This window comes from Lentzea chajnantorensis (assembly GCF_054300775.1).
In genome coordinates this window covers 8,074,716-8,096,342 of record NZ_JBSDZT010000002.1, presented here as the reverse complement: position 1 = coordinate 8,096,342, position 21,627 = coordinate 8,074,716, and the positions used below count along the sequence as shown (strand labels likewise).

Sequence of the window (21,627 nt, the reverse complement as noted above, 5' to 3'; positions counted from 1 at the left end):
TCGGCTGCGCCATGTGGAACCACAAGGCGTGGCCAGGGCGGTTCCTGCCGCAGTCGCTTCCCGCGGGGGAGCGGCTGCGGGCCTACGCCGGCTGGTGCAACGCCGTCGAGGGCAACACCACGTTCTACGCGACGCCCGCCCGCAAGACCGTCGAGACCTGGGCGCAGCAGACGGACCCGGACTTCCGGTTCGTGGTCAAGCTGCCCAAGGTCGTCACGCACGAGCGCCGGCTCGCCGGTGTCGAGGTGCCGATGCGGGCGTTCCTCGACGCCATCGAGCCCCTGGGCGAGCGCGCGGTCCTGTGGACCCAGCTGCCCGGCTCGTTCGGCCCGGCGGACGTCGAGGCACTGAGCCGCTTCCTGCGCAGGCTGCCCGTCGGCTTGCGGCGTGCCGTGGAGGTGCGCCACCCCGTGTTCTTCACCGACGCCGGTGCGACGTCGCTGCTGGAGGGGGCCCTCGACGACGTGGACGCAGAGTGGGTGCCGTTCGACACCGAGGTCTTCTTCCAGAGCCCGCCGACCAGCGACGCCGAGCGCGAGGCCTGGGACCGCAAACCGCGGTTGCCCCGGCGGACGCGGGCGCTGACCGACCAGCCGATCGTCCGCTACCTGGGCCGCGACTCGGTCGAGGAGACGGTCGAGGGGTGGCGGCCGTGGGCCGAGGTGGTCGCCGGCTGGCTGCGGGAGGGCCGGTCGCCGACGGTGTTCCTGCACACCCCCGACAACGACGACGCGCCCGCGCTCGCCCGCCGGTTCCACGACGACGTCCGCACGCTCGTGCCCGAGCTCGACGCGCTGCCCGAGCCCGAACCGGTCGAACCCGCCACGCTGTTCTGACCGCGTTTGTTGCCGGATCGGCAACGGAGTTTGCCGCTCCGGCACAACGGTGGGCATCGTGGACGGCATGACGACTGCGCTGGAGGACGGGGAGCGCAACAGCATCCTCAAGCGGGCCGCGGAGGCGGTCGCGCCGGGCGGGCGGCTGGTGGTCGGTGGGCACGCCGGGGCGCCGTCGTGGTCCGAGCACCGCGACTACTACTTCCCGACGACCAAGGACGTGCTCGACCACCTCCGGCTCGGCGACAACTGGATCATCATCACCGACGACGTGGTCGAACGGCCGCTCGTCGGGCCGGACGGTCAGCAGGAGTCGCGCAAGGACAACGTGCTGACGGTGAAGCGCCTGTACTGAAAACGCAAAGGCCACCCGCGGCGGCGTTGCCGGGGGTGGCCCACACAGGTACCGGTCAGGCGCGGATCAAGCGGTCCATCGCCTGGCGGTTGATGATCGAACGGAGGCTCGCCCGTCTCCTCGGCGCTGTGGCGGGAGAGGATGGCGTCCAGTTCGAGGCGGTCGCTCTCGGTGGTGTAGCTGGCCAACTGCCGCTCCAGGCTCCGGCGCTTCAGCCGGGCGTCACGGCGGACGGCCAGGTTCGAGCGCAGGGACTTCACGGACAGGTCGTGGCGGGTCATCGTGTCCTTCCAATCTTGGTTACGATTCGATAATACACCCAGTTCACGACACCTGTACCGATGAAGAAGGTCAGCTAGCTCACGTACTCGTCGAGCAACCCCAGGGCGCGCGCGTACTTGGCCTTCAACCGCTCCTGCGTGGCCGCGTCGAGGCGGGCGACGCGGGCCGGCGAGAGGTTGTCGCCGATGTCCGCGCGCTTCACCGTGACGGCCAGCGGGTTGGCGGCGACGCGGCGCAGGTAGTCCTCCTGCGGCTCGTCCGGCAGGTGCGACAGCGCCACGACCGCGTCGACCACCTCGGGCGGGCAGCCGCGGGCGAGCAGGCCGGCCGCGGTCACGGGGGTGTCCTCGACGACGTCGTGCAGCACGGCGGCCATCTGCTCGTGCTCGCCGCTCACGGCGGCCATGACCCGCAACGGGTGCCCGATGTAGGGCAGGCCCGACTTGTCGACCTGGCCCTCGTGGGCCTCGGTGGCGATCGTGATCGCGTTTTCGAGGGTGAACACGCCCTCAAGCTAAACCAGGGCTTGACCAACCGCAGTGGTCTAGTCCATTTTTAGTCCACTCACAACATGGTCGCCGCATGAGTGTGTGGAGGTGGACCATGTCCAAAACCAGACGAGCGGCGATCGCGCTGCTGTCGGCGTTCATCGCATGTGCCGGTCTGGTGTTGGTGATCAACGGCAACGCCGCCGCCGCCAACCTCGCGGCCAACAACGGGTTCGAGGCGGGCAACCTGAGCGGCTGGACCTGCACCGAGGGCACCAGCGCCACGTCCGGCACCAAACGCACCGGCCAGTACGCGCTGCAGGGCACACCTGTCGGCCAGAGCACCGCGCGGTGCCAGCAAACCGTTTCGGTGCAACCGAACACGGCGTACAAGCTGTCGGCCTGGGTGCAGGGCAGCTACGTCTACCTCGGCGTCACCGGCGGCGTGGAGAAGAGCACCTGGACGCCCGGTTCCAGCGGCTTCTCCCAGCTGACCCTCGACTTCACGTCCGGCAGCGCCACCAGCGTGACGATCTACCTGCACGGCTGGTACGGCCAGCCCGCCTACTACGCTGACGACGTCAACCTCGACGGCCCCGGCACTCCGCCGACGTCCACGAGCACGACGACGTCGACCACCACCACTACGACGACCACGACCACGACGACCACCACGACGACGACGAGCAACCCGCCGATCACCGGTCTGCCCAAGCACGTGCTGACGGGCTACTGGCAGAACTTCTACAACGGTGCGCGCGCTCTGCGGCTGTCCGACGTCCCCACCACCTACGACATCATCGCGGTCTCGTTCGCCGATGCCACGGCGGTGCAGGGGCAGGTCGCGTTCAACCTCGACCCCGGTCTGAGCAGCCAGCTCGGCGGCTACACCGACGCGCAGTTCCGCGCCGACGTGAAGACCGTGCAGGCCCGCGGCCAGAAGGTGATCATCTCCGTCGGTGGTGAGAAGGGCACGATCAGCGTCGCCAACTCCACCGCCGCGACCAACTTCGCCAACAGCGTCAAGGGCCTGATCTCCACCTACGGCTTCGACGGCGTCGACATCGACCTGGAGAACGGCGTCAACGCCCAGTACATGGGCCAGGCGCTGCGCAGCATCCACGCCGGTGGCGGCAAGGTCATCACCATGGCGCCGCAGACGATCGACATGCAGAACGTCAACGCCGAGTACTTCAAGCTGGCGCTGGCCACGAAGGACATCCTGACCATCGTCAACATGCAGTACTACAACTCCGGTTCGATGCTCGGCTGCGACCAGCAGGTCCACAGCCAGGGCACGGTCAACTTCCTGACCGCGCTCGCGTGCATCCAGCTGCAGAGCGGCCTGCGCGCCGACCAGGTGGGCCTCGGCCTGCCCGCGTCGCCGTCGGGTGCCGGTGGCGGGTACCAGTCGCCCGCCAACGTCAACAACGCCCTCAGCTGCCTCGCGCGTGGCACGAACTGCGGGACGTTCAAGCCGAGCACGACCTGGCCGTCGATCCGCGGCGCCATGACGTGGTCGATCAACTGGGACGCCTCGAACAACTGGCAGTTCGCCAACACGGTCGCCCCTCATCTGGACTCCCTGCCCTAGATGATGGCGCGGTCCGGCTGACGGACTGCCTCAGATGACGGACTGACCGTCACCCCCGCCCGACGGTTCGGGGAGGCCGAACAGCCTCCCCACCGTCGGTGCGACATCCACAGTGGACGCGGGTGTCATCGAGACCCCGCGCCCCACCACGGGATCGCCACCGGCGACGAGCAGCGGCACCGGCTCGGCCGCGGCACGTCCCCGGTGCACCACCAGGTCGCCGGCCTCCGGTCCGAGGCGCAGCTCGGCCGGCCGGTGCGCCGACCGCACACCGGGCACTCGCGAGACCACCGACTCCAGGTGCCGCACGGCCAGGGCGCGGTCCGAGGCGGGGCCGGTCCAGTACAGCAGGTCGGCGCCGTCGTTCTGCACGACCACAACCCTGTTGCGCAGCAACGGATCTGTCTGGATGTGCTCCTCCGGCGACACCGGGGACCGGTCCGCGGCGGGAGTCGCGGTGACGAGGAGGACGGACCGCTCCCACCGCCCGGTCGCCCTGAGGTGCCGCACCAGCTTGCTGAGCTGCTCGTCCGCCGTGCGCGCGGCCAGCGACCGCCCCGCGGCAGCGGCCGGGGCTCCGGTGCCGAACTGCACGACCACCAGGTCGGGGTCTGCCTCGTCGACCACGGCGTGCAGGGCGTGCGAGGTGAACGCGTCCGGCGCGGTCCCCGTGACCGGCGGCCGGGGTTCCCACCCGTACGTCGCCCGCGTGCCGACCACCCGGCGCAGGTCTTCCTCCGGCAGCACCGCGCCCGTGCGGAAACCCAGCTCCGGCAAGCGTTCCAGCACCGTCGGGAACCTCGGCTCGCTCAGCCGCCGCACACCGCGCGCCCGGTCGAACACGACGTCGGCGGGCACACCGCTGCGGTCGGGCCGCACCCCGGTCAGCATCATGACGAGGTGCGCGATGCTCCCGGCGGCTGGCAGCGAACGAGCCCGCGGGAAGTACGTGCCGTCCGCCCGCAGCGCGACGAGGTTCGGCGTCAGCGCGGTCCCCACCTCGTCCGCCCGCAGACCGGCGAGCACGACCACGTACACCCGCCGGCCCCGGCCGGTCGCGCCGAACGCGGCACCGGGCGCGGCGGAGAGGACGACCGAGCCTGCGGCGGCCCTGAGCAGGGTGCGGCGTTTCACGGACCGAGTCTCACCCACCGGCATGACCGGGAGGTGAACGGCGTTTCCTTGCGCCACCGTGAACACAGCCACTTCGCCGGGCGTTCACGGGCCCGCCCAACTAGGTTGGGCTCATGTTCCAGACGCTGGCCGTGCCCGTGATCGCCGCACCCATGGCGGGCGGCGCCTCCACACCCGAGCTGGTCGCCGCGGTGAACGACGCCGGCGGGCTCGGGTTCCTGGCGGCCGGGTACGTCTCCGTCGAGCAGCTCGCCGAGAAGGTCACGCGCACCCGGGAGCTGACCGGGGCGCCGTTCGGGGTCAACCTGTTCGTGCCGGGCACCCGGCCGACCGCCGACATCTCGTCCTACGTGGACCGGGTGACCGCGTTCGCGGGGAAGCTCGGCGCGGTGCCGGGCGAGCCGCGCTGGGACGACGACAACTACGCGGCGAAGCTCGAACTGGTGCTGGCGCTGCGGGTGCCGGTGGTGTCGTTCACGTTCGGGCTGCCCGACGTCGACGACGTGCAGCGGCTGAAGGCGGCGGGGGCGACCGTCGTGGTCACGGTGACCACCCCTGCCGAGGCGCGGCAGGCCCGGCAGATCGGCGCGGACGTGCTGTGCGTGCAGGGATCGGACGCGGGCGGGCACCGCGGCACCTTCACCGACGACGGCGTCTCGCCCGGAGGTGGCGAGCTGTACGGGACGCTCGCCGCGCTCCGGCTGGTCAGGGGCACCGTCGACCTGCCGGTGATCGCGACCGGCGGGCTGGTGCACGGCGCCGACGTCGCGGCGGTGCTCGCGGCCGGTGCGGTCGCGGCCCAGCTGGGCACCGCGTTCCTCGGCTGCCCGGAGGCGGGAACCGCCGCACCGCAACGGGAGGCGTTGCGCGCGGGTGGCCGCAGGACGGCGCTGACCCGTGCGTTCAGCGGACGGCCGGCGCGCGGGCTGGTCAACCGGTTCCTGGTCGAGAACACCCCGCACGCGCCCGCCGCGTACCCGAACGTGCACCACCTCACGAAACCGGTGCGCGCCACCGGTGAGCTGGAGGCCATGTCGCTGTGGGCGGGCACCACCTACCCGCTCGCGCCGGCCGCACCGGCCGCCGAGGTCGTGCGCAGGCTCGACGCGGAGCTGCGGGAAGCGGTCGACTCGCTGGCGCAGAGGTTCGCGCGCGGCTAGGAACGGTCCGGTGACCTCACCCGCGGATGAGATGTTCCAGGCCTTCTGCGACCGGGACCCGGTGTTCACCTCGGTGCTCGGGGGTGCCCGGCTGCCCCGCGTCGGCTGCGAGATGGGCCTGTTCTCGTCGGACGAGCAACGCCTCGGGATGCCGTCCGCGGACGCGATGCGCGCGGCCAGGCTCGTGGTCGACACCGGCCTGCACGCGTTCGGGGGGGCGCGGCAGCGGGCGGTCGGCTACCTGCGCGAGAACACCGCGATGCCGGAGCCGGAGATCCAGTCCGAGGTCGACCGCTACATCGAGGTACCCGGCCAGGCGCTCGCTTACATGATCGGGCGGATCGAGATCCAGCGGCTGCGGGTGGAGGCGGGGCGGCACTGAGCGAGCGGTTCGACGTGCGGGCGTTCCACGACCTCGTGCTAGGTGCTGGACCGGTTCCGCTGCCGACGCTCGGCGAGCTCGTCGGTCAATTCGTTGGCGAAGCGGGGTGAGCGCGGCTATGAAGGACGGTGTGACCTCGCTCTCCGATGAGACGTTCCAGGCGATGATGGACTGGACGCCCGCGTTCGCGACCATGGTCGGCCTGCCCGGCTGGGACGACCGGCTCGACGACCTCAGCGTCGAGGGCCATCAGGCCCTGCGCGCCCGCCTCGCGGACATCGTGAGCCGCGTCGACACCAGCGACGAGGACCCGGTCACCAGGTCCGTGATCAGGCACCAGGCCGAGTCGATCATCACGAAGATCGACGCCCGGCTGGTCGAGCACACCGTGGCCGCGGGACTGAGCGCGCCGGTCGGCGGTCTGCTCGGGCTGGCCTCCCAGGTCGACTTCTCGAAGCGGCTGGACCAGATCCCGCGGTTCCTCGACCAGGCGGCCACCCGGCTGCTCGACACCGACCGCAGGCCGTTGCGGCGGCACGTCGTGAACGGCGCGGCGCACCTGGAGCGGTTCCTCGCCTCGCCGCGGCAGCCGTGGGAGGGGGACGCGGACCTGCGGCCGGCGTTCGCCCGGTTCCGCGAGGTGCTGCTGTCGCTCGACGGCCGCGAGGACGCGCAGGCCGGCCTGTGCTGGCTGCCGGAGGGCGAGCAGAACTACGCCCGGCTGGTCCGCGACTACACGACCACGGCCTACACGCCGGCCGAGCTGCACCGGCTCGGGCTCGACCTGATCGCCCGGCTGCGCGAGGAGTACGCGGAGATCGGCGCACGGGTGTGGGGCACCTCGGACGTCACCGAGATCTTCACGCGGCTGCGCACGGAGCTGCTGTGGGACAACGAGGACGACATGGTCACCAGCGCGGTCGAGGCCGTCGCGCGGGCCGAGGCCGTCGCGCCGCGGTGGTTCGGCCGGCTGCCCAAGGCGCCCTGCGAGGTGCGGCTCGTCCCCGAGGTGGACCGCGAGGTCGCGCCGCTCGCGTACTACATGGACGCCGCGCTGGACGGCTCCCGTCCCGGCGTCTACTTCCTGAACCCGTTGGGCGCCACCGAACGCAGCCGCACGCTCTCGGAGGTGACGGCGTTCCACGAGGCCATCCCCGGCCACCACTTCCAGATCACGATCGCCGCCGAGACCGACCTGCACAACGTGCGCAAGTTCGCGTTCATCGACGCCTACCTCGAAGGCTGGGGCCTCTACACCGAGCGCTTGGCCGAGGAGATGGGGCTGTACTCGTCCGACGAGCAGCGGCTGGGCATGCTGTCGCTCGACGCGATGCGCGCAGGGCGGCTCGTCGTCGACACCGGCCTGCACGCCCTCGGGTGGTCGCGCCGGCAGGCCGTGGACTACCTGCGCGAGAACACCGTGATGACCGCGCCGGAGATCGAGTCCGAGGTCGACCGGTACATCGAGACGCCGGGGCAGGCGCTCGCGTACATGGTGGGGCGGCTGGAGATCCTCCGGTTGCGCGAGGAAGCGGCCACCCGGCTGGGTGACCGCTTCGACGTGCGCGCGTTCCACGACCTCGTGCTGGCGAACGGCCCGGTGCCGCTCGCCACGCTCGACTCCCTGGTTACCGCTTGGACTCCTTCTCCATGACGGAGTTGCGCTTCGAGTAGGTGAAGTAGACGACCAGGCCGATCACGAACCAGACCGCGAACCGCAGCCAGGTCTCCGGCGTGAGGAACGTGATCAGCCAGATCGAGAAGACGACACCGATGATCGGCACGACCGGCATGCCCGGCGTCTTGAACGTGCGCGGCAGGTCGGGCTGCTTGTAGCGCAGCACGACCACGGCGACGCAGACGACGACGAACGCCAGCAGGATGCCGATGTTGGTGAGCTCGGCGGCCTCCGCGATCGGCAGGAAGCCCGCGATGACCGCGGAGGCGATGCCCAGCACCCAGGTGATGCGCGTCGGCACGTGCTTCACCGGGTGCGTCTTCGCGAACCACTGCGGCAGCAGGCCGTCGCGGCTCATCGAGTAGCCGACGCGGGCGGCGCCCAGCAGGAACGTGAAGAGCACCGTCGTGATGCCCAGGATCGCGCCGACGGAGATGATGATGCCCAGGGCGGGCAGGCCGATGTCGGCGAAGGCCGTGGCGAACGCGGACTCCGCGTCGACGTCCTTGTAGTTGACCATGCCGGTGAGCACGAGGCAGGCCAGCACGTACAGCACCATCGACACGGCGAGCGAGTAGATGATCGCCTTCGGCATGTGCTTCTGGGAGTCCTTCGACTCCTCGGCGGCCGTGGACATCGCGTCGTAGCCGAACACCGCGAAGAACACCGTCGCCGCACCCGTGAGCGCACCCGAGATGCCGAACGGGAAGAACGGGTTGTAGTTGTCGGTGTTGATGTGGAACGCGCCGACGACGACGACCAGCGCCACCACGGCGATCTTGAGGTACACCAGCGTGGTCTCGAAGCGCGCGGCGTTCTTCATGCCCTGGTTCAGCACGAACGCGATCAGCAGGCACAGCAGCACGGCGAACAGGTTCACCTTGTACGTGCCCGCGGCGACGCCGTCGGCCTCGGTGCCCGGTGCGCCCAGCATCCACTGCGGCAGGTGGACGTTCAGCAGCGACAGCAGCTCGGTGAAGTAGCCGGAGATGCCGATCGCGACCACCGCCACGATCGCGGTGTACTCCAGCAGCAGGTCCCAGCCGATGAACCAGCCGACGATCTCGCCGAGCACCGCGTAGCCGTAGGTGTAGGCGCTGCCGGCCTTGGGGATCAGGCCCGCGAACTCCGCGTACGAGAACGCCGCCGCCGCGCTCGCGATACCGGCGATCAGGAACGACACCAGCACCGCGGGACCGGCTGTCTTGTTCGCGACGGCACCGGCGAGCGAGAAGATGCCCGCGCCGATGATGCCGCCGATGCCGATCGCGGTGAGCTGCCACAGGCCCAGCGTTCTGGTGAGCCCGTCGCCCCTGTCCTCGGCGATCCGGTCGATGGGCTTGCGCCGGAAGACGCCCTGTGTGGTCATTGCCTAGCTCCCTTGAAGAGTGGGTCCGGGCGAACCTATTCGGGACCACTGTCACGCGGTTTGTCCGAACCCACCAATCAGGGAACCGATTTTTGGCTTCCGGTGCTGTTTACGGCCTGCTGAACACGATCTTTCCGGCGGTCTCGCCGTCCAGCATCGCCCTGAGGCCCTGCTCGGCGTCCTCGAACCGCAGCTCGGCGCCGATCTGCGGCCTGAGGTCGTTGAGCGCGCAGAACCGGATCAGGTCGCCCAGCTCCTCGCGGGTGCCCATGGTCGAGCCGACCACGCGCAGCTGCAGGAAGAACAGCCGCTGCAGCTCGGCCGCCGACGCGTCACCGGACGTCGCGCCGGAGATGACGACGATGCCGCCGGGCTTGAGCGCCTTCATCGAGTGCGACCAGGTGGCCTTGCCGACGGTCTCGAACACCGCGTCGACCCGTTCCGGCAGGCGGGCACCGGACTCGAAGGTGTCATGGGCGCCGAGGGTCTGCGCCAGAGCGCGCTTCTCCTCGGTGCGGCCGGTGACCCAGACGCGGAACCCGGCCGCGCGGCCGAGCTGGATGAGCGCGGTCGAGACACCGCCGGACGCGCCCTGCACGAGCATCGTCTGACCGGGGCGCAGGCCCGACTTCACGAACAGCATCCGGTACGCGGTCAGCCACGCCGTGCCCATGCACGCGGCCTCGGCGAACGTGAGGTCCGCCGGCTTGGGCAGTGCGTTGCGGGCGGGGACCACGACGTAGTCGGCGAACGTGCCCTGGTGCTTCTCGGTGAGCAGCGTGCGCTTCGGGTCGAGGGTCTCGTCGCCGTCCCAGCCGGGGTCGCCGATGACGGAGTGCAGCACCACCTCGGTGCCGTCGTCGAGGACGCCCGCGCCGTCGCAGCCCAGGACCATCGGGAACTGCTCGGGCTTGATGCCGACCCCGCGCAGCGTCCACAGGTCGTGCATGTTGAGGCTGGCCGCCTTGACCGCGACCCGCACCCACCCGGCGGGCACCTCGGGGTCGGGGCGCTCGCCGACGCGGAGCGAGGCCAGCGGGTTCTCGGGACTGGGTTCTGCTGCGTAAACGGCGAACATGGTTCGCAACATACCCAGCGGCGTCCCCGCCGACCGCCGTGACCCGGCTCACCAGGCTAGGCTCGTGCGGGTGGACGGGCTTTGGCAGTGGTGGGACGGGGTCGAGCTGTGGCTCGTGCAACTGCCCGTCGCCGTGCAGTTCCCCCTCGTGATGGTCGTGGTGCTGCCGCTGTGCCTGGGCGTGGCGCGGCTCGTCGACCGGGTGGCCGACTGGGGTGCCAAGAACCCGGCCTCCCTCGCACCCGAGCCGGAGGACGGGGCCTCCGATCCCGAGTCCGAGAAGGTCGCCGTATGAGTCCCGGTCGTCGCCTCACCGTCGCACTCGTCGGCCTGGTCCTGCTGGTCCTGGTCGGCTGGTTCGTGCGCGACGGCGCATCCGAGCCCGAACCCCGGTCGAGCGCGCCCACCAGCAGCGCGAGCAGTGCGCCCGGCACGGCACCCGCGGTGCCCGGCGCGCAGGAGTCCGGCCTTGAGGTGAAGCCGCTGTCGTCGCTGCCGCCCGAGGCCGCGAAGACGTACAAGCTGATCGGGGGCGAGAGCCCCATGCCGTACCCGAAGAACGACGGCGTGACGTTCGAGAACCGCGAGAAGCGGCTGCCGCAGCACAAGTCCGGGTACTACAAGGAGTACACGGTGCCGACGCCGGGCAGTCCCGACCGCGGCGCGCGCCGGCTCGTGACCGGGGACAAGCGCGAGGTCTACTACACCGGCGACCACTACGCGTCGTTCGTCGTCGTGGACGTGAAGAAGTGAAGCGGCACATCCTCGTTTCGGAGAAGAAGGCCGCCATCGGCGCCATCGCCGAGGCGTTGTCGTTCCCCTCCTGGTTCGGCCAGAACCTCGACGCGTTGTACGACAGCCTGACCGACCTGTCGTGGCTGCCCGCGGGGGAGTACGTGCTGGTCGTGCCCGCCGACCTGGACGCGTCCGTGTCCGAGGTGCTGCGCGACGCGGCGAGGCAGACCGCCGGATCAGGTGACCGGACGCTGCGGGTGGTTCGCACGGAACGGTGACCCGGCCTGCGCGAAAGCCGCCGGTACCGCTTTCGCGCAGGGCGTCATCGAGGCGCCGCCTGGTTCTGATGTCCGACGTGTCAGTCCTCGGCGGGCACCCAGGACGGCTTGCGCTTCTCGCGGAACGCCGTGATGCCCTCCTGGCCCTCGGGACCGCCGAAGTGCTGCGCCGACAGCGCGAGCATGTCCGCGAACACCTCGCCGAGGTTCGTGGACCGTTCCTGCTGGAGCATCCGCTTGGTCGCGGCGAGCGCGTTCGGTGCGCCCAGCGCGAGCATGTCGGTGTAGCGGCGGACCTCGGCGTCGACGCCGTCGAGCGGCACCGCGGAGTTGAGCAGGCCGATCTCGACCGCGCGGGCGGCGTCGAAGGTCTCGCCGGTGAGGAACAGCTCGTGCGCGGCGCGGGGGAGCAGGCGCGGCAGCACCGTCACCGAGATGACCGCCGGCACCACGCCGATGCGGACCTCGCTGAACGCGAACGTCGCCTCGCGCGCCGCGACCGCGATGTCGCAGGCAGCGACGATGCCGACACCACCCGCGCGAGCAGGGCCGTTCAGCGCGGCGACGACCGGCTTGGGGCTGGTCCAGAGCTGGTCGAGGATCGCGGGGAACTCGTTGACGCCCTGGTCGCCGGCACTCGCACCGGCGGCCTCCTTGAGGTCCATGCCCGAGCAGAACACCGGGCCCGTGTGGGTCAGCACGACCACGCGCACCCCGTCGTCGGCGGCGGTCGCGGTCAGGTGCTCGCGGAGCTCCCGGCGCAGCTGCGCGGACAGGGCGTTGCGGTTGTGGGGGGAGTCCAGCGTGATCGTCGCGATGCCACGCCGCACCTCGTAGTGGACCAGCTCGTCTGCCATGGCGCTGACCTTAGCTGCCGAGTTTCGCCGCGGTGGAACGGCTGCGCGCGGCCCAGTACGAGTGGGCGAACCGCGTCAGTGCGCAGGTCTCCGTGGAGGACCTGCGCACTGACGCTCGACACGATGACCGAGCTGGTCGCTGCTACGTCCTGATGCCCGGCAGGGGGTGGGGCACCGGGGCGGTCAGCCGATCGTCGTGGTCGTCAGGACGGGGCTGGGGTCCGGGTAGCCCTTCGCGGCGGCGTTGACCGGGAACCCGAGCACCGACACGACGGCGGTGAAGGTGAGGCCGGGGGCGTCGTAGCTGCTGCCACCGAGCTTCGTGGTGATCGTGCCGGAGGCGTCGGCCTGCAGGGTGATCGTGACCACCGGCAGCTCGAACGCGGCACCGCCCTTGAGCGGGCCGGGCACGGAGAGCACGACGTCGTTGCCGGACAGGGCGATCGTCGGCGTGCCACCCAGCCCGGACCCGCCGGACAGCGACGCGGACCGGAACTTCGAGCCGGCCGGCACCGGCAGCCGCAGCGCGAGCCCCTTGATCTCCCGCACCTGCCGCCCGGCCGCCTCGGACGGCACCTGGTTGGGCGCCGGGTCGACGGTGACCTTGACGACCCCGTTCGGTGCGACGGTGGCCGGTGCGGACGCGCTCACGCCCTGGTCGAGCGTGAAGTCCGACGTCTGCCCGACGGCGGTCGCCCTGAGCTTGAAGGTGATGGTCTGCGGAGCTGCTGACGCGTTCGCGGTGAACACCAGCATCGGTACCAGTAGCAGTGAAGCGACTCCGGCCAGCCTCATGGTCTCTCCCCGTTGAGTGGACGAGGGGCACTCCCAGCACGCGACGTGGTTCTCTGCCTACTCATGAGTAAGTTTCACGTCAACACCTCGCGCCGCACATCGCCCGAACGGCGCTGCGGACCCGATCTCGCGGCGGCGTCCGGAAGTGTCACCCGGAACGGCGAAGGGCGGTCTGCCGCAGCAGACCGCCCTCCGGTTCGTCTTCGCCCTAAGCGGAGCGGGCCACCGGCTGACGGGCCAGGGCCTCGTCGTACCGGTCCAGCACCAGCTGCGCCACCTCGACGTCGTCCCCCAACGGCCGCGCCACCAGCACGTCGGGTCCGGCCAGCGCCGCCACCTTGTCCGGCAGCAGGCCCGGTGCCAGGAACCACGACGCGACGGCGATGCGGCGGGCGCCGCGGGCCTTCAGCCGTTCCACGGCCTCGGGCACGGTCGGCGTGGCGATCGACGCGAACGCCGCCTCCACGCCGGCCCAGCCCGACTCCCGCGCCCACCGCCGGGCGACCCGTGCCACGGCCTCGTTGGCCGGTGCGTGCGAGGAGCCGGTGCCGGCCACGACCACGCCCAGGGACCGGTCGCCGAACGACACGCCGGCCTCCGACAACCGCCGCAGTGCCGCCGACTCCAGCCGCGGGTCCGGTCCGAGCACGTCCGCCACCTCGGCGGGCACGCGCGACTCGGCCACCGCGGCCGGCACGTCCACCCGTGCGTGGAACGCCTTGCCCAGCAACAGGGGGACGACGACGGAGGGCTCGCGCAGCACGTCGTGCAGCCGCGGTGCGCACAGGTCCAGGAACGCCCCGCGCACGTCGAGCTCCGGGCGCAGCGAGCGCACCACGTCCAGCAGCGCGTGGATCGACGCTGCCGAACGCGGGTCGCGGCTGCCGTGCGCCACGGCGATCAGCGGGGTCACAGCGCCCCCGTCAGGCCGCGGGCGCGCAGCACCGCGCGTTCCATCGGGCGGAACAGCAGCAGCTCGATGCCGATGCCCACCAGCAGGATCAGGAAGATCGCCGCGATCACCATGTTGATGTCGTTCAGCGACGACCCGTTGTGCAGGTACTGGCCGAGGCCGGTGCCCAGCTGCGGCGAGGTGGCGATGATCTCCGCGGCCATCAGCGAGCGCCACGAGAACGCCCAGCCCTGCTTCAGGCCCGCCAGGTAACCGGGCAGAGCGGCGGGCAGCAGGATGTGCCGGGCCGAGGCCAGCCTGCCCGCTCCCAGCGCGCGGCCGACCCGCGGCAGCAGCGGCGGGATCTGGTCGATGCCCGCCACCAGGCCGTTCGCGATCGACGGCACCGAACCCATCAGCACGACGAAGTAGATCGTCGACGGCGTCACGCCGAACCACAGGATCGCGGCCGGCACCCAGGCCACCGACGGCAGCGACTGCAGGCCGGTCAGCAACGACCCGATCGCCGCGCGCACCACCTTGACCTTGGCCACCAGCAGACCCAGCGGGGTCGCGATCAGCACCGCCGCGATGAACCCGAACACCGCGCGGTGCAACGAGGTCCACAGGATGCCGAAGGCCTCGCCGGAGCCGATCGAGCGCACCAGCTCGTTCCACACGTTGACCGGGGCCGGCAGCTGGAACTCCGGCAGGACCGCCGACGCCCACAGCGCCTGCCACACGCCGATGAGCAGGGCGAAGGCGATGATCGGCGGCACGCCGGTCTTCAGGAAGCGGCGCCACACCGGCGGTTTCTGCGTCTCGACGGGGACGTCGAGTGCGTCGAGGCCGGCGCCGACCTTGTCGAGCGTGTCAGGAGGCGTGGCCACTGATGACCTCTCGCAGGTGGGTGTTGATCTCGTCGAGCAGCTCGTCGCGCGAGTCCGCCACGTCCCACTCGCGCACCACGCGACCGGGGCGGGAGGACAGCAGCACGACCCGCTGGCCCAGCCGGACCGCCTCGCGCACGTCGTGCGTGACGAAGATGATCGCGGTGTTCGTGGTCTCCCACACCCGGATCAGCTCGGCCTGCAGCACGTCGCGGGTGATCGCGTCGAGCGCGGCGAACGGCTCGTCCATCAGCAGCAGGGCCGGGGAACCGTCTGCGGCCACGGTGGTGGACGCCAGCGCGCGGGCCAGCGCCACGCGCTGCCGCATGCCGCCGGACAGCTCGTGCGGGCGCTTGTCCGCGACGTCGCCCAGCCGCACCAGCTCCAGCAGCTCCAGCGCCCGCCGCTTGCGCGCCAGGCGGCCGACACCGGCGAACCGCAACGCCAGCTCGACGTTGCGGGCGGCGGTGAGCCACGGCATGAGCGCGGGCTCCTGGAACATCACGGCCGGGCGCGACGTGTTGAGCCGCAGCTCCCCCGCCGTCGCGCCGTCGAGGCCGGCCACGATGTTCAGCAGCGTGCTCTTGCCGCAGCCCGACGCGCCGAGGAGGCACACGAACTCACCGGGCTTGACCTTGAGGTCCACCCCGTCGAGCGCTACCACGGCCGAGCTGCCGTGGCCGAAAACCTTGCGGACCCCGGCCAGTTCGACGGCGGTGTCCACGGTGGACTGGAAAGTGGTCTCGAGCGTGGCGGTCATGTTCGGGTGCCTTCCCCTCGGCTTCGAAGACTACTTCTGGTCCAGTCCGGCTGCTTGCACCTGCGGCTTGCCCTGCGCCTGGAGCACCTTGTTCAGCAGCGTGAAGTCGGCGTACCCGGCGACGTTCGCGGCCTCCTTGGCCACGCCCGCGGTCACGGCGTCCTTCGCGAGCTGCGGGAAGTGCTTGGCCTGCGCGTCGGTGGTGAGCTCGATGTTGTCCCACGCGGCGTCGAGGATCTTGTCGCCGAGCTTCTTGGACGTGAGCTTCTCCAGGGCCGCGTTGGCGGTCTTCTTGGCCTCGTCCCTGTTCGCCTTGGCCCAGTCGATCGCGGCGACGTGGCCCTTCAGCACGGCCTCGACCGTCTCCGGGTGCTCCTGCAGGAACTTCGTCCGCACGATGACCACGGTGGTCGGGAACGCCCCGCCCTCCCACAGCGTCTTCTCGTCCAGCAGCACCTTGCCGCCGCCCTCGGCGACGATGCGCGCCGACCACGGCTGCGGTGCCCACGCGGCCTGGATGTCGCCCTTCTTGAACAGGTCGAGCGAGGCCGCGTTCTCCACGTTCTGCACGGTGACCTGGCCGGTGAGGTTCTTCTCCGCCAGGTACTTCTTCAGCGACACGTCCTGGGTGTTCGCGAGCTGCGGCGTGGCGACGACCTTGCCCTTGAGGTCCTCGATCGAGTTGACCTCGGGCTTCACGACGAGCTGCGCGCCACCGGACGTCGCGCCGGCGATCAGGCGAACGGCCTCGCCCTTCGACTTCGAGTAGGCGTTGATCGCCGGACCGGAGCCGATGTAGGCGATGTCGAGCGACTCGCCGAGCAGGGCGTTGACCTCGTCGGGGCCCGCGTTGAACGTCTGCGTCGTCAGCTTCGTGCCGCCCAGCTCCTTGGCGTACAGGCCCTTTTCGACGCCGATCAGCGCGGCGGCGTGGGTGATGTTCGGGAAGTACCCGAGGCGGACCTCGGCGGCGGCGCCCTTGGACTCGGCGGCGGGGGTGTCACTCGTCCCGGCGCGGCTGCACCCGGAGATGGCGGTCAAGGAGATCAGAGCGACGGCAAGGGCGGACTTGAGGTTCACGGCGGTGTGGCCTTTCAGGGACCGGGGGAGACGAGGGCGTGGTTGTCGGGGGTAGCGGTGCTACCCCCGGTACAGCTCTCCACGCCGTTCTCGAGCAGCGGCAGCGGAGCCCCGACCAGTCCGGCGGCGAGAGTGGAACCGTCACTCGCGTCGATCACCAGGAAGGACCCGGTGCGCCGGCTGAAGCTGTAGTCGTCCAGTGGAACGGGCTCTGCCAGGCGCAGAGCCACTCGGCCGATCTCGTTGAGCTCCAACGCGGCAGGGCGGTCCACACTGGACAGCGTCTGCTCGTCGAAGCGGTCGCGCAGGTCGGTGACCATCGCCTGCACGGTGCGCGTTCCGTGCTTGACGAGGACTCGGGCGCCGGGTCGCAGGGGCTTCTCCGCGAGCCAGCAGAGGGTGGCGTCCAGCTCGTCGGTGACCGTGGGCTCGTTGCCCGCCACCGAGATCAGGTCGCCGCGGGAGATGTCGATGTCGTCGGCCAGCAGCAGCGTGACGGACTGGCCGGCCGCCGCTTCGGCCAGTTCGCCATCTGCCGTGTCGATCTTCGTGACGGTCGAGCGCCTGCCGGAGGGCAGCACGACGACCTCGTCGCCCGGCGTGACCGTGCCCGCCGCGACCAGGCCCGCGTACCCGCGGTAGTCGAGGTGCTCGGCCGTGCGCGGGCGGATCACGTACTGCACCGGGAACCGGAACGGGGCGTCGTGCGGGTCGGGCTCGACCGGAACGGTCTCCAGGTGCTCCAGCAGGGTCGGGCCGGAGTACCAGGGCGTGTTCGCGGACTTCTCCACGACGTTGTCCCCGGCCAGCGCCGACACCGGGATCTCGACGACCGAGTCCTCGGTGTAACCCAGGGCCGTGGCGTGCGCGGTGAACTCCTTGGCGATGCGCGCGAACGTCACCTCGTCGTAGCCCACGAGGTCGATCTTGTTGACCGCCAGCACGAGCCGCGGCACGCCCAGCAGCGCGAGAACCGCCGCGTGGCGCCGGGTCTGCTCGATGACGCCCTTGCGCGCGTCGACCAGCAGCACCGCGAGCTGTGCGGTGGACGCGCCGGTGACGGTGTTGCGGGTGTACTGCACGTGACCGGGGGTGTCCGCGAGGACGAACGACCGCTTCGGCGTCGCGAAGTACCGGTACGCCACGTCGATCGTGATGCCCTGCTCGCGCTCCGACCGCAGGCCGTCGACCAGCAACGACAGGTCCGGCGTCGCGAGACCGCGGTCGGCGCTCGCGCGGTGCACGGCGTCGAGCGTGTCCGCGAGCACGGACTTGGTGTCGTAGAGCAGCCTGCCCACGAGCGTGGACTTGCCGTCGTCCACGCTGCCCGCGGTGGCCAGCCTCAACAGGTCGCTCATCTAGAAGTACCCCTCCCGCTTGCGGTCTTCCATGGCGGCCTCGGACAGCCGGTCGTCGGCACGGGTCGCGCCGCGCTCGGTCAGCCGGGACGCGGCGACCTCGGCGATCACCGCGTGGATGTCGGCGGCGTCGGACTCGACGGCACCGGTGCAGGAGCCGTCGCCGACCGTGCGGTAGCGGACCACCTTGCGCTGCAACGTCTCACCCTCGCGCGCGGTGCCCCACGGGCCCTCGGCGAGCCACATGCCGTCGCGCAGGAACACCTCGCGTTCGTGCGAGTAGTAGATGTCCGGCAGCTCGATGCCCTCGCGCTCGATGTAGTTCCACACGTCGAGCTCGGTCCAGTTGGACAGCGGGAACACGCGGACGTGCTCACCGGCGCGGTGCCGGCCGTTGTAGAGGTTCCACAGCTCGGGGCGCTGGCGCTTCGGGTCCCACTGGCCGAACGCCGTGCGCAGGCTGAAGATCCGCTCCTTGGCGCGGGCGCGTTCCTCGTCCCGGCGGCCGCCGCCGAAGACCGCGTCGAACCTGTGCTGCGTGATGGAGTCCAGCAGCGGCACGGTCTGCAACGGGTTGCGCGTGCCGTCCGGGCGCTCCTCCAGGCGGCCGTCGTCGATCCAGTCCTGGACCTTCGCGACCTCCAGGCGCAGCCCGTGCCGTGCGACGACGCGGTCGCGGAACTCGATGACCTCGTCGAAGTTGTGCCCGGTGTCGACGTGCAGCAGCGGGAACGGCACCGGTGCCGGGTAGAACGCCTTGATCGCGAGGTGCAGCAGCAGCGTCGAGTCCTTGCCGCCGGAGAAGAGGATCACCGGCCGGTCGAACTCGCCTGCGACCTCGCGGAAGATGTGGATCGCCTCGGACTCGAGGCGTCCCAACGTGTCCAGAGCCAGTGTCATCCGTGCAACCCGCATTCCGTCTTCGACTGACCGGCCCACCGGCCGCTGCGGGCGTCCTGGCCCGGCAGCGGCTTCGACGTGCACGGCAGGCACCCGATGGAGGGGTACCCCTCCTGCACCAACAGGTTCTCCAGAACACCCTTCTCGTGGAGGTAGGCGTTGAACTCGTCGTCCGACCACGGCGCGATCGGGTTGACCTTGACCAGGCCGTTGCGCTCGTCCCACTGCACGATCGGCGTGCCGGCCCGCGTCGGTGCGTCCACCCGGCGCACCCCGGTCACCCAGGCGTCGTACTTCGCGAGCTCCCGCCGCAGCGGCACGACCTTGCGCAGGTGGCAGCACCGGGCCGGGTCGGTCTGGTGCAGCAGGCCGAACTCGCGTTCCTGGTCCTCCACCGACTGCTCGGCGGCGGCGTTCACGATCCGCACCTCCGGGTAGACGACACCGACGGCGTCGCGCACGCCGATCGTCTCCGGGAAGTGGTAGCCGGTCTCCAGGAACAGCACGTCGAAGTTCGGCTTCACCTGCGCGGCGAGGTCGATCAGCACGGCGTCCTGCATGTTGGAGGCGACGACGTAGCTGTCGCCGAACGTCCGCGCGGTCCACTCCAGCGCCTCGATCGCGCTGGCGTTGGCCAGCTCCTCCTGCGCGGCCTCGGCGACGATCTTGAGGTCTTCCTTCAGATCGCTCACTTCTTCACCTCCTGCGGCAGGTTGAGCCCGACGAAACTGACCTTGAAGACACGGCGGCACCCGGTGCACAGCCAGGCGTAGGCGGGTTCCTCCTGCGGGCGGAGGTCCTCATCGCCGCAGTAGGGGCAGTAGAACGGCGTCGCGCGCTCGCTCATCGCAGCGACCCCTCCTCGGCGCGGGCGACCCACTGGGCGAACCGCTCGTCGGTCTCCCGCTGCGCAACGAAGTTCCGCACCACGCGCTCGACGTACTCGGGCAGCTCGGCCGCGGTGACCTTGTGGCCGCGCAGCTTGCGGCCGAACCCTGCGTCGAGGCCGAGGCCGCCGCCCAGGTGCACCTGGAAGCCCTCGACCTGGTTGCCCTCGTCGTCGGTGACGATCTGGCCCTTGAGCCCGATGTCCGCGGTCTGGATGCGGGCGCACGAGTTGGGGCAGCCGTTGATGTGCACGGTGATCGGCGCGGTGACGCCGTCGACGATGTCCTTGAGGTTCGCTTCGAGCTGCGTGACGAGGTCGAGCGCACGGGCCTTGGTCTCGACGATCGCGAGCTTGCAGAACTCGATGCCGGTGCAGGCCATGATCCCCCGCCGCCACGGCGACGGGTCGACCTGCAGGCCGAGCTTCGCGAGGTCGCTCTTGAGCGCCGGCACCGCGGTCTCGGCCACGTCCAGCACGATGATCTTCTGCTGCGGCGTGAACCGGACGCGGCCGGAGCCCGCCCGTTCCGCGATCTTCGCGACCTCGACCAGGACCGAGCCGGAGACGCGGCCCGCGACCGGTGCGGCGCCGACGAAGAACAGGCCGTCCTTCTGCTTGTGCACGCCGATGTGGTCGAGCTGCTGGTCGAGGACCTCCGGCGCGGGGCCGTCGATCATCTTGCGCTTGAGGTACTCGTCCTCCACGACCTGGCGGAACTTCTCCGGACCCCAGTCGGCGACGAGGAACTTGATCCGTGCGCGGTGCCGCAGCCGGCGGTAGCCGTAGTCGCGGAAGACGGAGATGACCGCCTCCCAGACGTCCGGGACCTCGTCGAGCGGCACCCAGGCGCCGAGCCGCTTGCCCAGCATGGGGTTCGTGGACAGGCCGCCGCCGACCCAGAGGTCGAAGCCGGGCCCGTGCTCGGGGTGGTGCACGCCGACGAACGCGACGTCGTGGATCTCGTGCGCGACGTCCTGCAGACCGGAGATGGCGGTCTTGAACTTGCGCGGCAGGTTCGAGAAGCGCGGGTCGCCGATGTAGCGCTCGAGGATCGTGTCGATCGCCGGCTGGCCGTTGACCACCTCGTCCTGCGAGATGCCCGCGACCGGCGACCCGAGGATGACGCGCGGGCTGTCGCCGCACGCCTCCACCGTGGTGAGGCCGACGGCTTCGAGCTGCTGCCAGATCGTGGGGACGTCCTCGATCCGGATCCAGTGGTACTGGATGTTCTGCCGGTCGGTGATGTCCGCGGTGTCGCGGGCGTAGGTCTGCGAGATCTCACCCAGCACCCTGAGCTGCTGCGTGGTGAGCGCGCCACCGTCGCTGCGCACGCGCATCATGAAGAACTCGTCGTCCAGCTCCTCCGGTTCGAGGGTGGCCGTGCGGCCGCCGTCGATGCCGGGCTTGCGCTGGGTGTAGAGGCCGTACCAGCGGAACCGGCCACGCAGGTCGGCCGGGTCGATCGAGTCGAAACCGCCGTGGGCGTAGATGTTCTCGATGCGGGCGCGGACGTTGAGCGGGTTGTCGTCCTTCTTGCTCCGCTCGTTGGGGTTCAGCGGCTCTCGGTAGCCGAGTGCCCACTGCCCCTCGCCGCGACGCTGCTTGGCGCGCGGTGACGTCTGCGGCGAGACCATCGCCATCCTCCGGGGTTTCGAGGCGCTCGGTGCGCGTGCGAGCCCGGAGGTGCTTGTGGTGGGGGCGTCGTCAGCGCGCCGGGCGCCGACGGGAACAAATCAGCGCGCGGTCAGGCCGAACGACGGCACATCGCGCTGGAGACACGACGGAAGTCGACGTGGCGGCGGGCCACGAGGCGGACTCCAGTCGAATGCATGACCTC

At 70.7% G+C, this 21,627-nt stretch carries 25 protein-coding genes; 9 read left to right on the top strand and 16 right to left on the bottom strand.

Annotated features, from left to right (window positions below; all coding sequences use genetic code 11):
* Positions 1 to 11: 11 nt before the first annotated feature.
* Complete coding sequence (locus tag ACVDFE_RS38770; protein WP_458434466.1) at positions 12 to 836, top strand: DUF72 domain-containing protein; 825 nt, start codon at positions 12 to 14, stop codon at positions 834 to 836.
* Between the two features lie 67 nt (positions 837 to 903).
* The gene (locus ACVDFE_RS38765; protein WP_458433902.1) at positions 904 to 1,191 is read left to right on the top strand and encodes a hypothetical protein; all 288 of its coding nucleotides are present in this window, start codon (positions 904 to 906) and stop codon (positions 1,189 to 1,191) included.
* Here the strand turns inward: ACVDFE_RS38765 and ACVDFE_RS38760 are convergent.
* Complete coding sequence (locus ACVDFE_RS38760; protein ID WP_458433901.1) at positions 1,140 to 1,472, bottom strand: hypothetical protein; 333 nt, start codon at positions 1,470 to 1,472, stop codon at positions 1,140 to 1,142. The two genes, ACVDFE_RS38765 and ACVDFE_RS38760, sit on opposite strands and share 52 nt — an antisense overlap.
* Positions 1,473 to 1,546: 74 nt before the next feature.
* Complete coding sequence (locus ACVDFE_RS38755) at positions 1,547 to 1,978, bottom strand: HD domain-containing protein (RefSeq protein WP_458433900.1); 432 nt, start codon at positions 1,976 to 1,978, stop codon at positions 1,547 to 1,549.
* A gap of 98 nt (positions 1,979 to 2,076) precedes the next feature.
* Here ACVDFE_RS38755 and ACVDFE_RS38750 point away from each other — a divergent pair, with 98 nt between their 5' ends.
* Positions 2,077 to 3,555, top strand: a complete 1,479-nt coding sequence (locus ACVDFE_RS38750; RefSeq protein ID WP_458433898.1) for a chitinase — start codon at positions 2,077 to 2,079, stop codon at positions 3,553 to 3,555.
* A 30-nt stretch (positions 3,556 to 3,585) separates the two neighbouring features.
* On the opposite strand, the gene ACVDFE_RS38745 is transcribed toward ACVDFE_RS38750, so the two are convergent.
* Positions 3,586 to 4,689: an alkaline phosphatase family protein gene (locus ACVDFE_RS38745; protein ID WP_458433897.1), complete on the bottom strand. Its 1,104-nt coding sequence runs from the start codon at positions 4,687 to 4,689 to the stop codon at positions 3,586 to 3,588.
* Between the two features lie 113 nt (positions 4,690 to 4,802).
* Between ACVDFE_RS38745 and ACVDFE_RS38740 the strand changes: the two genes are divergently transcribed.
* The 3 genes from ACVDFE_RS38740 to ACVDFE_RS38730 all read left to right on the top strand — a co-directional run bounded on the left by ACVDFE_RS38740 (position 4,803) and on the right by ACVDFE_RS38730 (position 7,885).
* On the top strand, positions 4,803 to 5,849 hold the full coding sequence (locus ACVDFE_RS38740) for a nitronate monooxygenase (protein WP_458433896.1): 1,047 nt from the start codon (positions 4,803 to 4,805) through the stop codon (positions 5,847 to 5,849).
* 10 nt (positions 5,850 to 5,859) lie between these two features.
* Entirely contained in the window at positions 5,860 to 6,231 is a 372-nt protein-coding gene (locus tag ACVDFE_RS38735) for a DUF885 family protein (protein WP_458433894.1), read from the top strand.
* 118 nt (positions 6,232 to 6,349) lie between these two features.
* Positions 6,350 to 7,885 (top strand): DUF885 domain-containing protein, encoded by a 1,536-nt coding sequence (locus ACVDFE_RS38730; RefSeq protein WP_458433893.1) that lies wholly within the window; start codon positions 6,350 to 6,352, stop codon positions 7,883 to 7,885.
* Here the strand turns inward: ACVDFE_RS38730 and ACVDFE_RS38725 are convergent.
* Together ACVDFE_RS38725 and ACVDFE_RS38720 are read right to left on the bottom strand one after the other, a co-directional pair.
* Entirely contained in the window at positions 7,860 to 9,278 is a 1,419-nt protein-coding gene (locus ACVDFE_RS38725) for an amino acid permease (protein WP_360397125.1), read from the bottom strand. The two genes, ACVDFE_RS38730 and ACVDFE_RS38725, sit on opposite strands and share 26 nt — an antisense overlap.
* A 109-nt stretch (positions 9,279 to 9,387) precedes the next feature.
* A complete protein-coding gene (locus tag ACVDFE_RS38720) occupies positions 9,388 to 10,356 on the bottom strand; it encodes a zinc-binding dehydrogenase (protein ID WP_360397126.1) in 969 nt (322 codons plus the stop codon).
* A gap of 70 nt (positions 10,357 to 10,426) precedes the next feature.
* On the opposite strand from ACVDFE_RS38720, the gene ACVDFE_RS38715 reads away from it, so the two are divergent.
* From ACVDFE_RS38715 to ACVDFE_RS38705, 3 genes are read left to right on the top strand one after another with little or no spacing between them, the layout of a single operon-like run.
* Positions 10,427 to 10,651 carry a hypothetical protein gene (locus tag ACVDFE_RS38715; protein ID WP_360397127.1) on the top strand — a complete coding sequence of 75 codons (225 nt, stop codon included), beginning with the start codon at positions 10,427 to 10,429 and terminating at the stop codon, positions 10,649 to 10,651.
* Complete coding sequence (locus ACVDFE_RS38710) at positions 10,648 to 11,109, top strand: guanyl-specific ribonuclease (RefSeq protein ID WP_360397128.1); 462 nt, start codon at positions 10,648 to 10,650, stop codon at positions 11,107 to 11,109. The genes ACVDFE_RS38715 and ACVDFE_RS38710 overlap by 4 nt, the downstream gene beginning before the upstream one ends.
* A complete protein-coding gene (locus ACVDFE_RS38705; protein WP_360397129.1) occupies positions 11,106 to 11,369 on the top strand; it encodes a barstar family protein in 264 nt (87 codons plus the stop codon). The genes ACVDFE_RS38710 and ACVDFE_RS38705 overlap by 4 nt, the downstream gene beginning before the upstream one ends.
* 80 nt (positions 11,370 to 11,449) lie before the next feature.
* On the opposite strand, the gene ACVDFE_RS38700 is transcribed toward ACVDFE_RS38705, so the two are convergent.
* The 11 genes from ACVDFE_RS38700 to ACVDFE_RS38650 form a co-directional block, all read right to left on the bottom strand.
* Positions 11,450 to 12,226 carry an enoyl-CoA hydratase-related protein gene (locus ACVDFE_RS38700; protein WP_458433891.1) on the bottom strand — a complete coding sequence of 259 codons (777 nt, stop codon included), beginning with the start codon at positions 12,224 to 12,226 and terminating at the stop codon, positions 11,450 to 11,452.
* Positions 12,227 to 12,409: 183 nt separating this feature from the next.
* Entirely contained in the window at positions 12,410 to 13,021 is a 612-nt protein-coding gene (locus tag ACVDFE_RS38695) for a cyclase (RefSeq protein WP_458433890.1), read from the bottom strand.
* A gap of 208 nt (positions 13,022 to 13,229) precedes the next feature.
* Positions 13,230 to 13,934, bottom strand: a complete 705-nt coding sequence (locus ACVDFE_RS38690; RefSeq protein ID WP_458433888.1) for a sirohydrochlorin chelatase — start codon at positions 13,932 to 13,934, stop codon at positions 13,230 to 13,232.
* Positions 13,931 to 14,803 (bottom strand): ABC transporter permease, encoded by an 873-nt coding sequence (locus ACVDFE_RS38685; protein ID WP_360397133.1) that lies wholly within the window; start codon positions 14,801 to 14,803, stop codon positions 13,931 to 13,933. The genes ACVDFE_RS38690 and ACVDFE_RS38685 overlap by 4 nt, the downstream gene beginning before the upstream one ends.
* Positions 14,787 to 15,563 carry an ABC transporter ATP-binding protein gene (locus tag ACVDFE_RS38680; RefSeq protein ID WP_360397134.1) on the bottom strand — a complete coding sequence of 259 codons (777 nt, stop codon included), beginning with the start codon at positions 15,561 to 15,563 and terminating at the stop codon, positions 14,787 to 14,789. The genes ACVDFE_RS38685 and ACVDFE_RS38680 overlap by 17 nt, the downstream gene beginning before the upstream one ends.
* 30 nt (positions 15,564 to 15,593) lie before the next feature.
* Complete coding sequence (locus ACVDFE_RS38675; RefSeq protein WP_360397135.1) at positions 15,594 to 16,604, bottom strand: ABC transporter substrate-binding protein; 1,011 nt, start codon at positions 16,602 to 16,604, stop codon at positions 15,594 to 15,596.
* 53 nt (positions 16,605 to 16,657) lie between these two features.
* Positions 16,658 to 18,001 carry a sulfate adenylyltransferase subunit 1 gene (locus tag ACVDFE_RS38670; protein ID WP_458433887.1) on the bottom strand — a complete coding sequence of 448 codons (1,344 nt, stop codon included), beginning with the start codon at positions 17,999 to 18,001 and terminating at the stop codon, positions 16,658 to 16,660.
* On the bottom strand, positions 18,002 to 18,901 hold the full coding sequence (cysD, locus tag ACVDFE_RS38665) for a sulfate adenylyltransferase subunit CysD (RefSeq protein WP_458433886.1): 900 nt from the start codon (positions 18,899 to 18,901) through the stop codon (positions 18,002 to 18,004).
* Positions 18,898 to 19,593, bottom strand: a complete 696-nt coding sequence (locus tag ACVDFE_RS38660) for a phosphoadenylyl-sulfate reductase (RefSeq protein WP_458433885.1) — start codon at positions 19,591 to 19,593, stop codon at positions 18,898 to 18,900. Before ACVDFE_RS38660 ends, cysD begins: the two co-directional genes overlap by 4 nt.
* The gene (locus ACVDFE_RS38655) at positions 19,590 to 19,748 is read right to left on the bottom strand and encodes an Insertion element protein (protein WP_360397139.1); all 159 of its coding nucleotides are present in this window, start codon (positions 19,746 to 19,748) and stop codon (positions 19,590 to 19,592) included. The genes ACVDFE_RS38660 and ACVDFE_RS38655 overlap by 4 nt, the downstream gene beginning before the upstream one ends.
* Complete coding sequence (locus ACVDFE_RS38650) at positions 19,745 to 21,424, bottom strand: nitrite/sulfite reductase (protein WP_360397140.1); 1,680 nt, start codon at positions 21,422 to 21,424, stop codon at positions 19,745 to 19,747. Before ACVDFE_RS38650 ends, ACVDFE_RS38655 begins: the two co-directional genes overlap by 4 nt.
* Between the last annotated feature and the right edge of the window lie 203 nt (positions 21,425 to 21,627).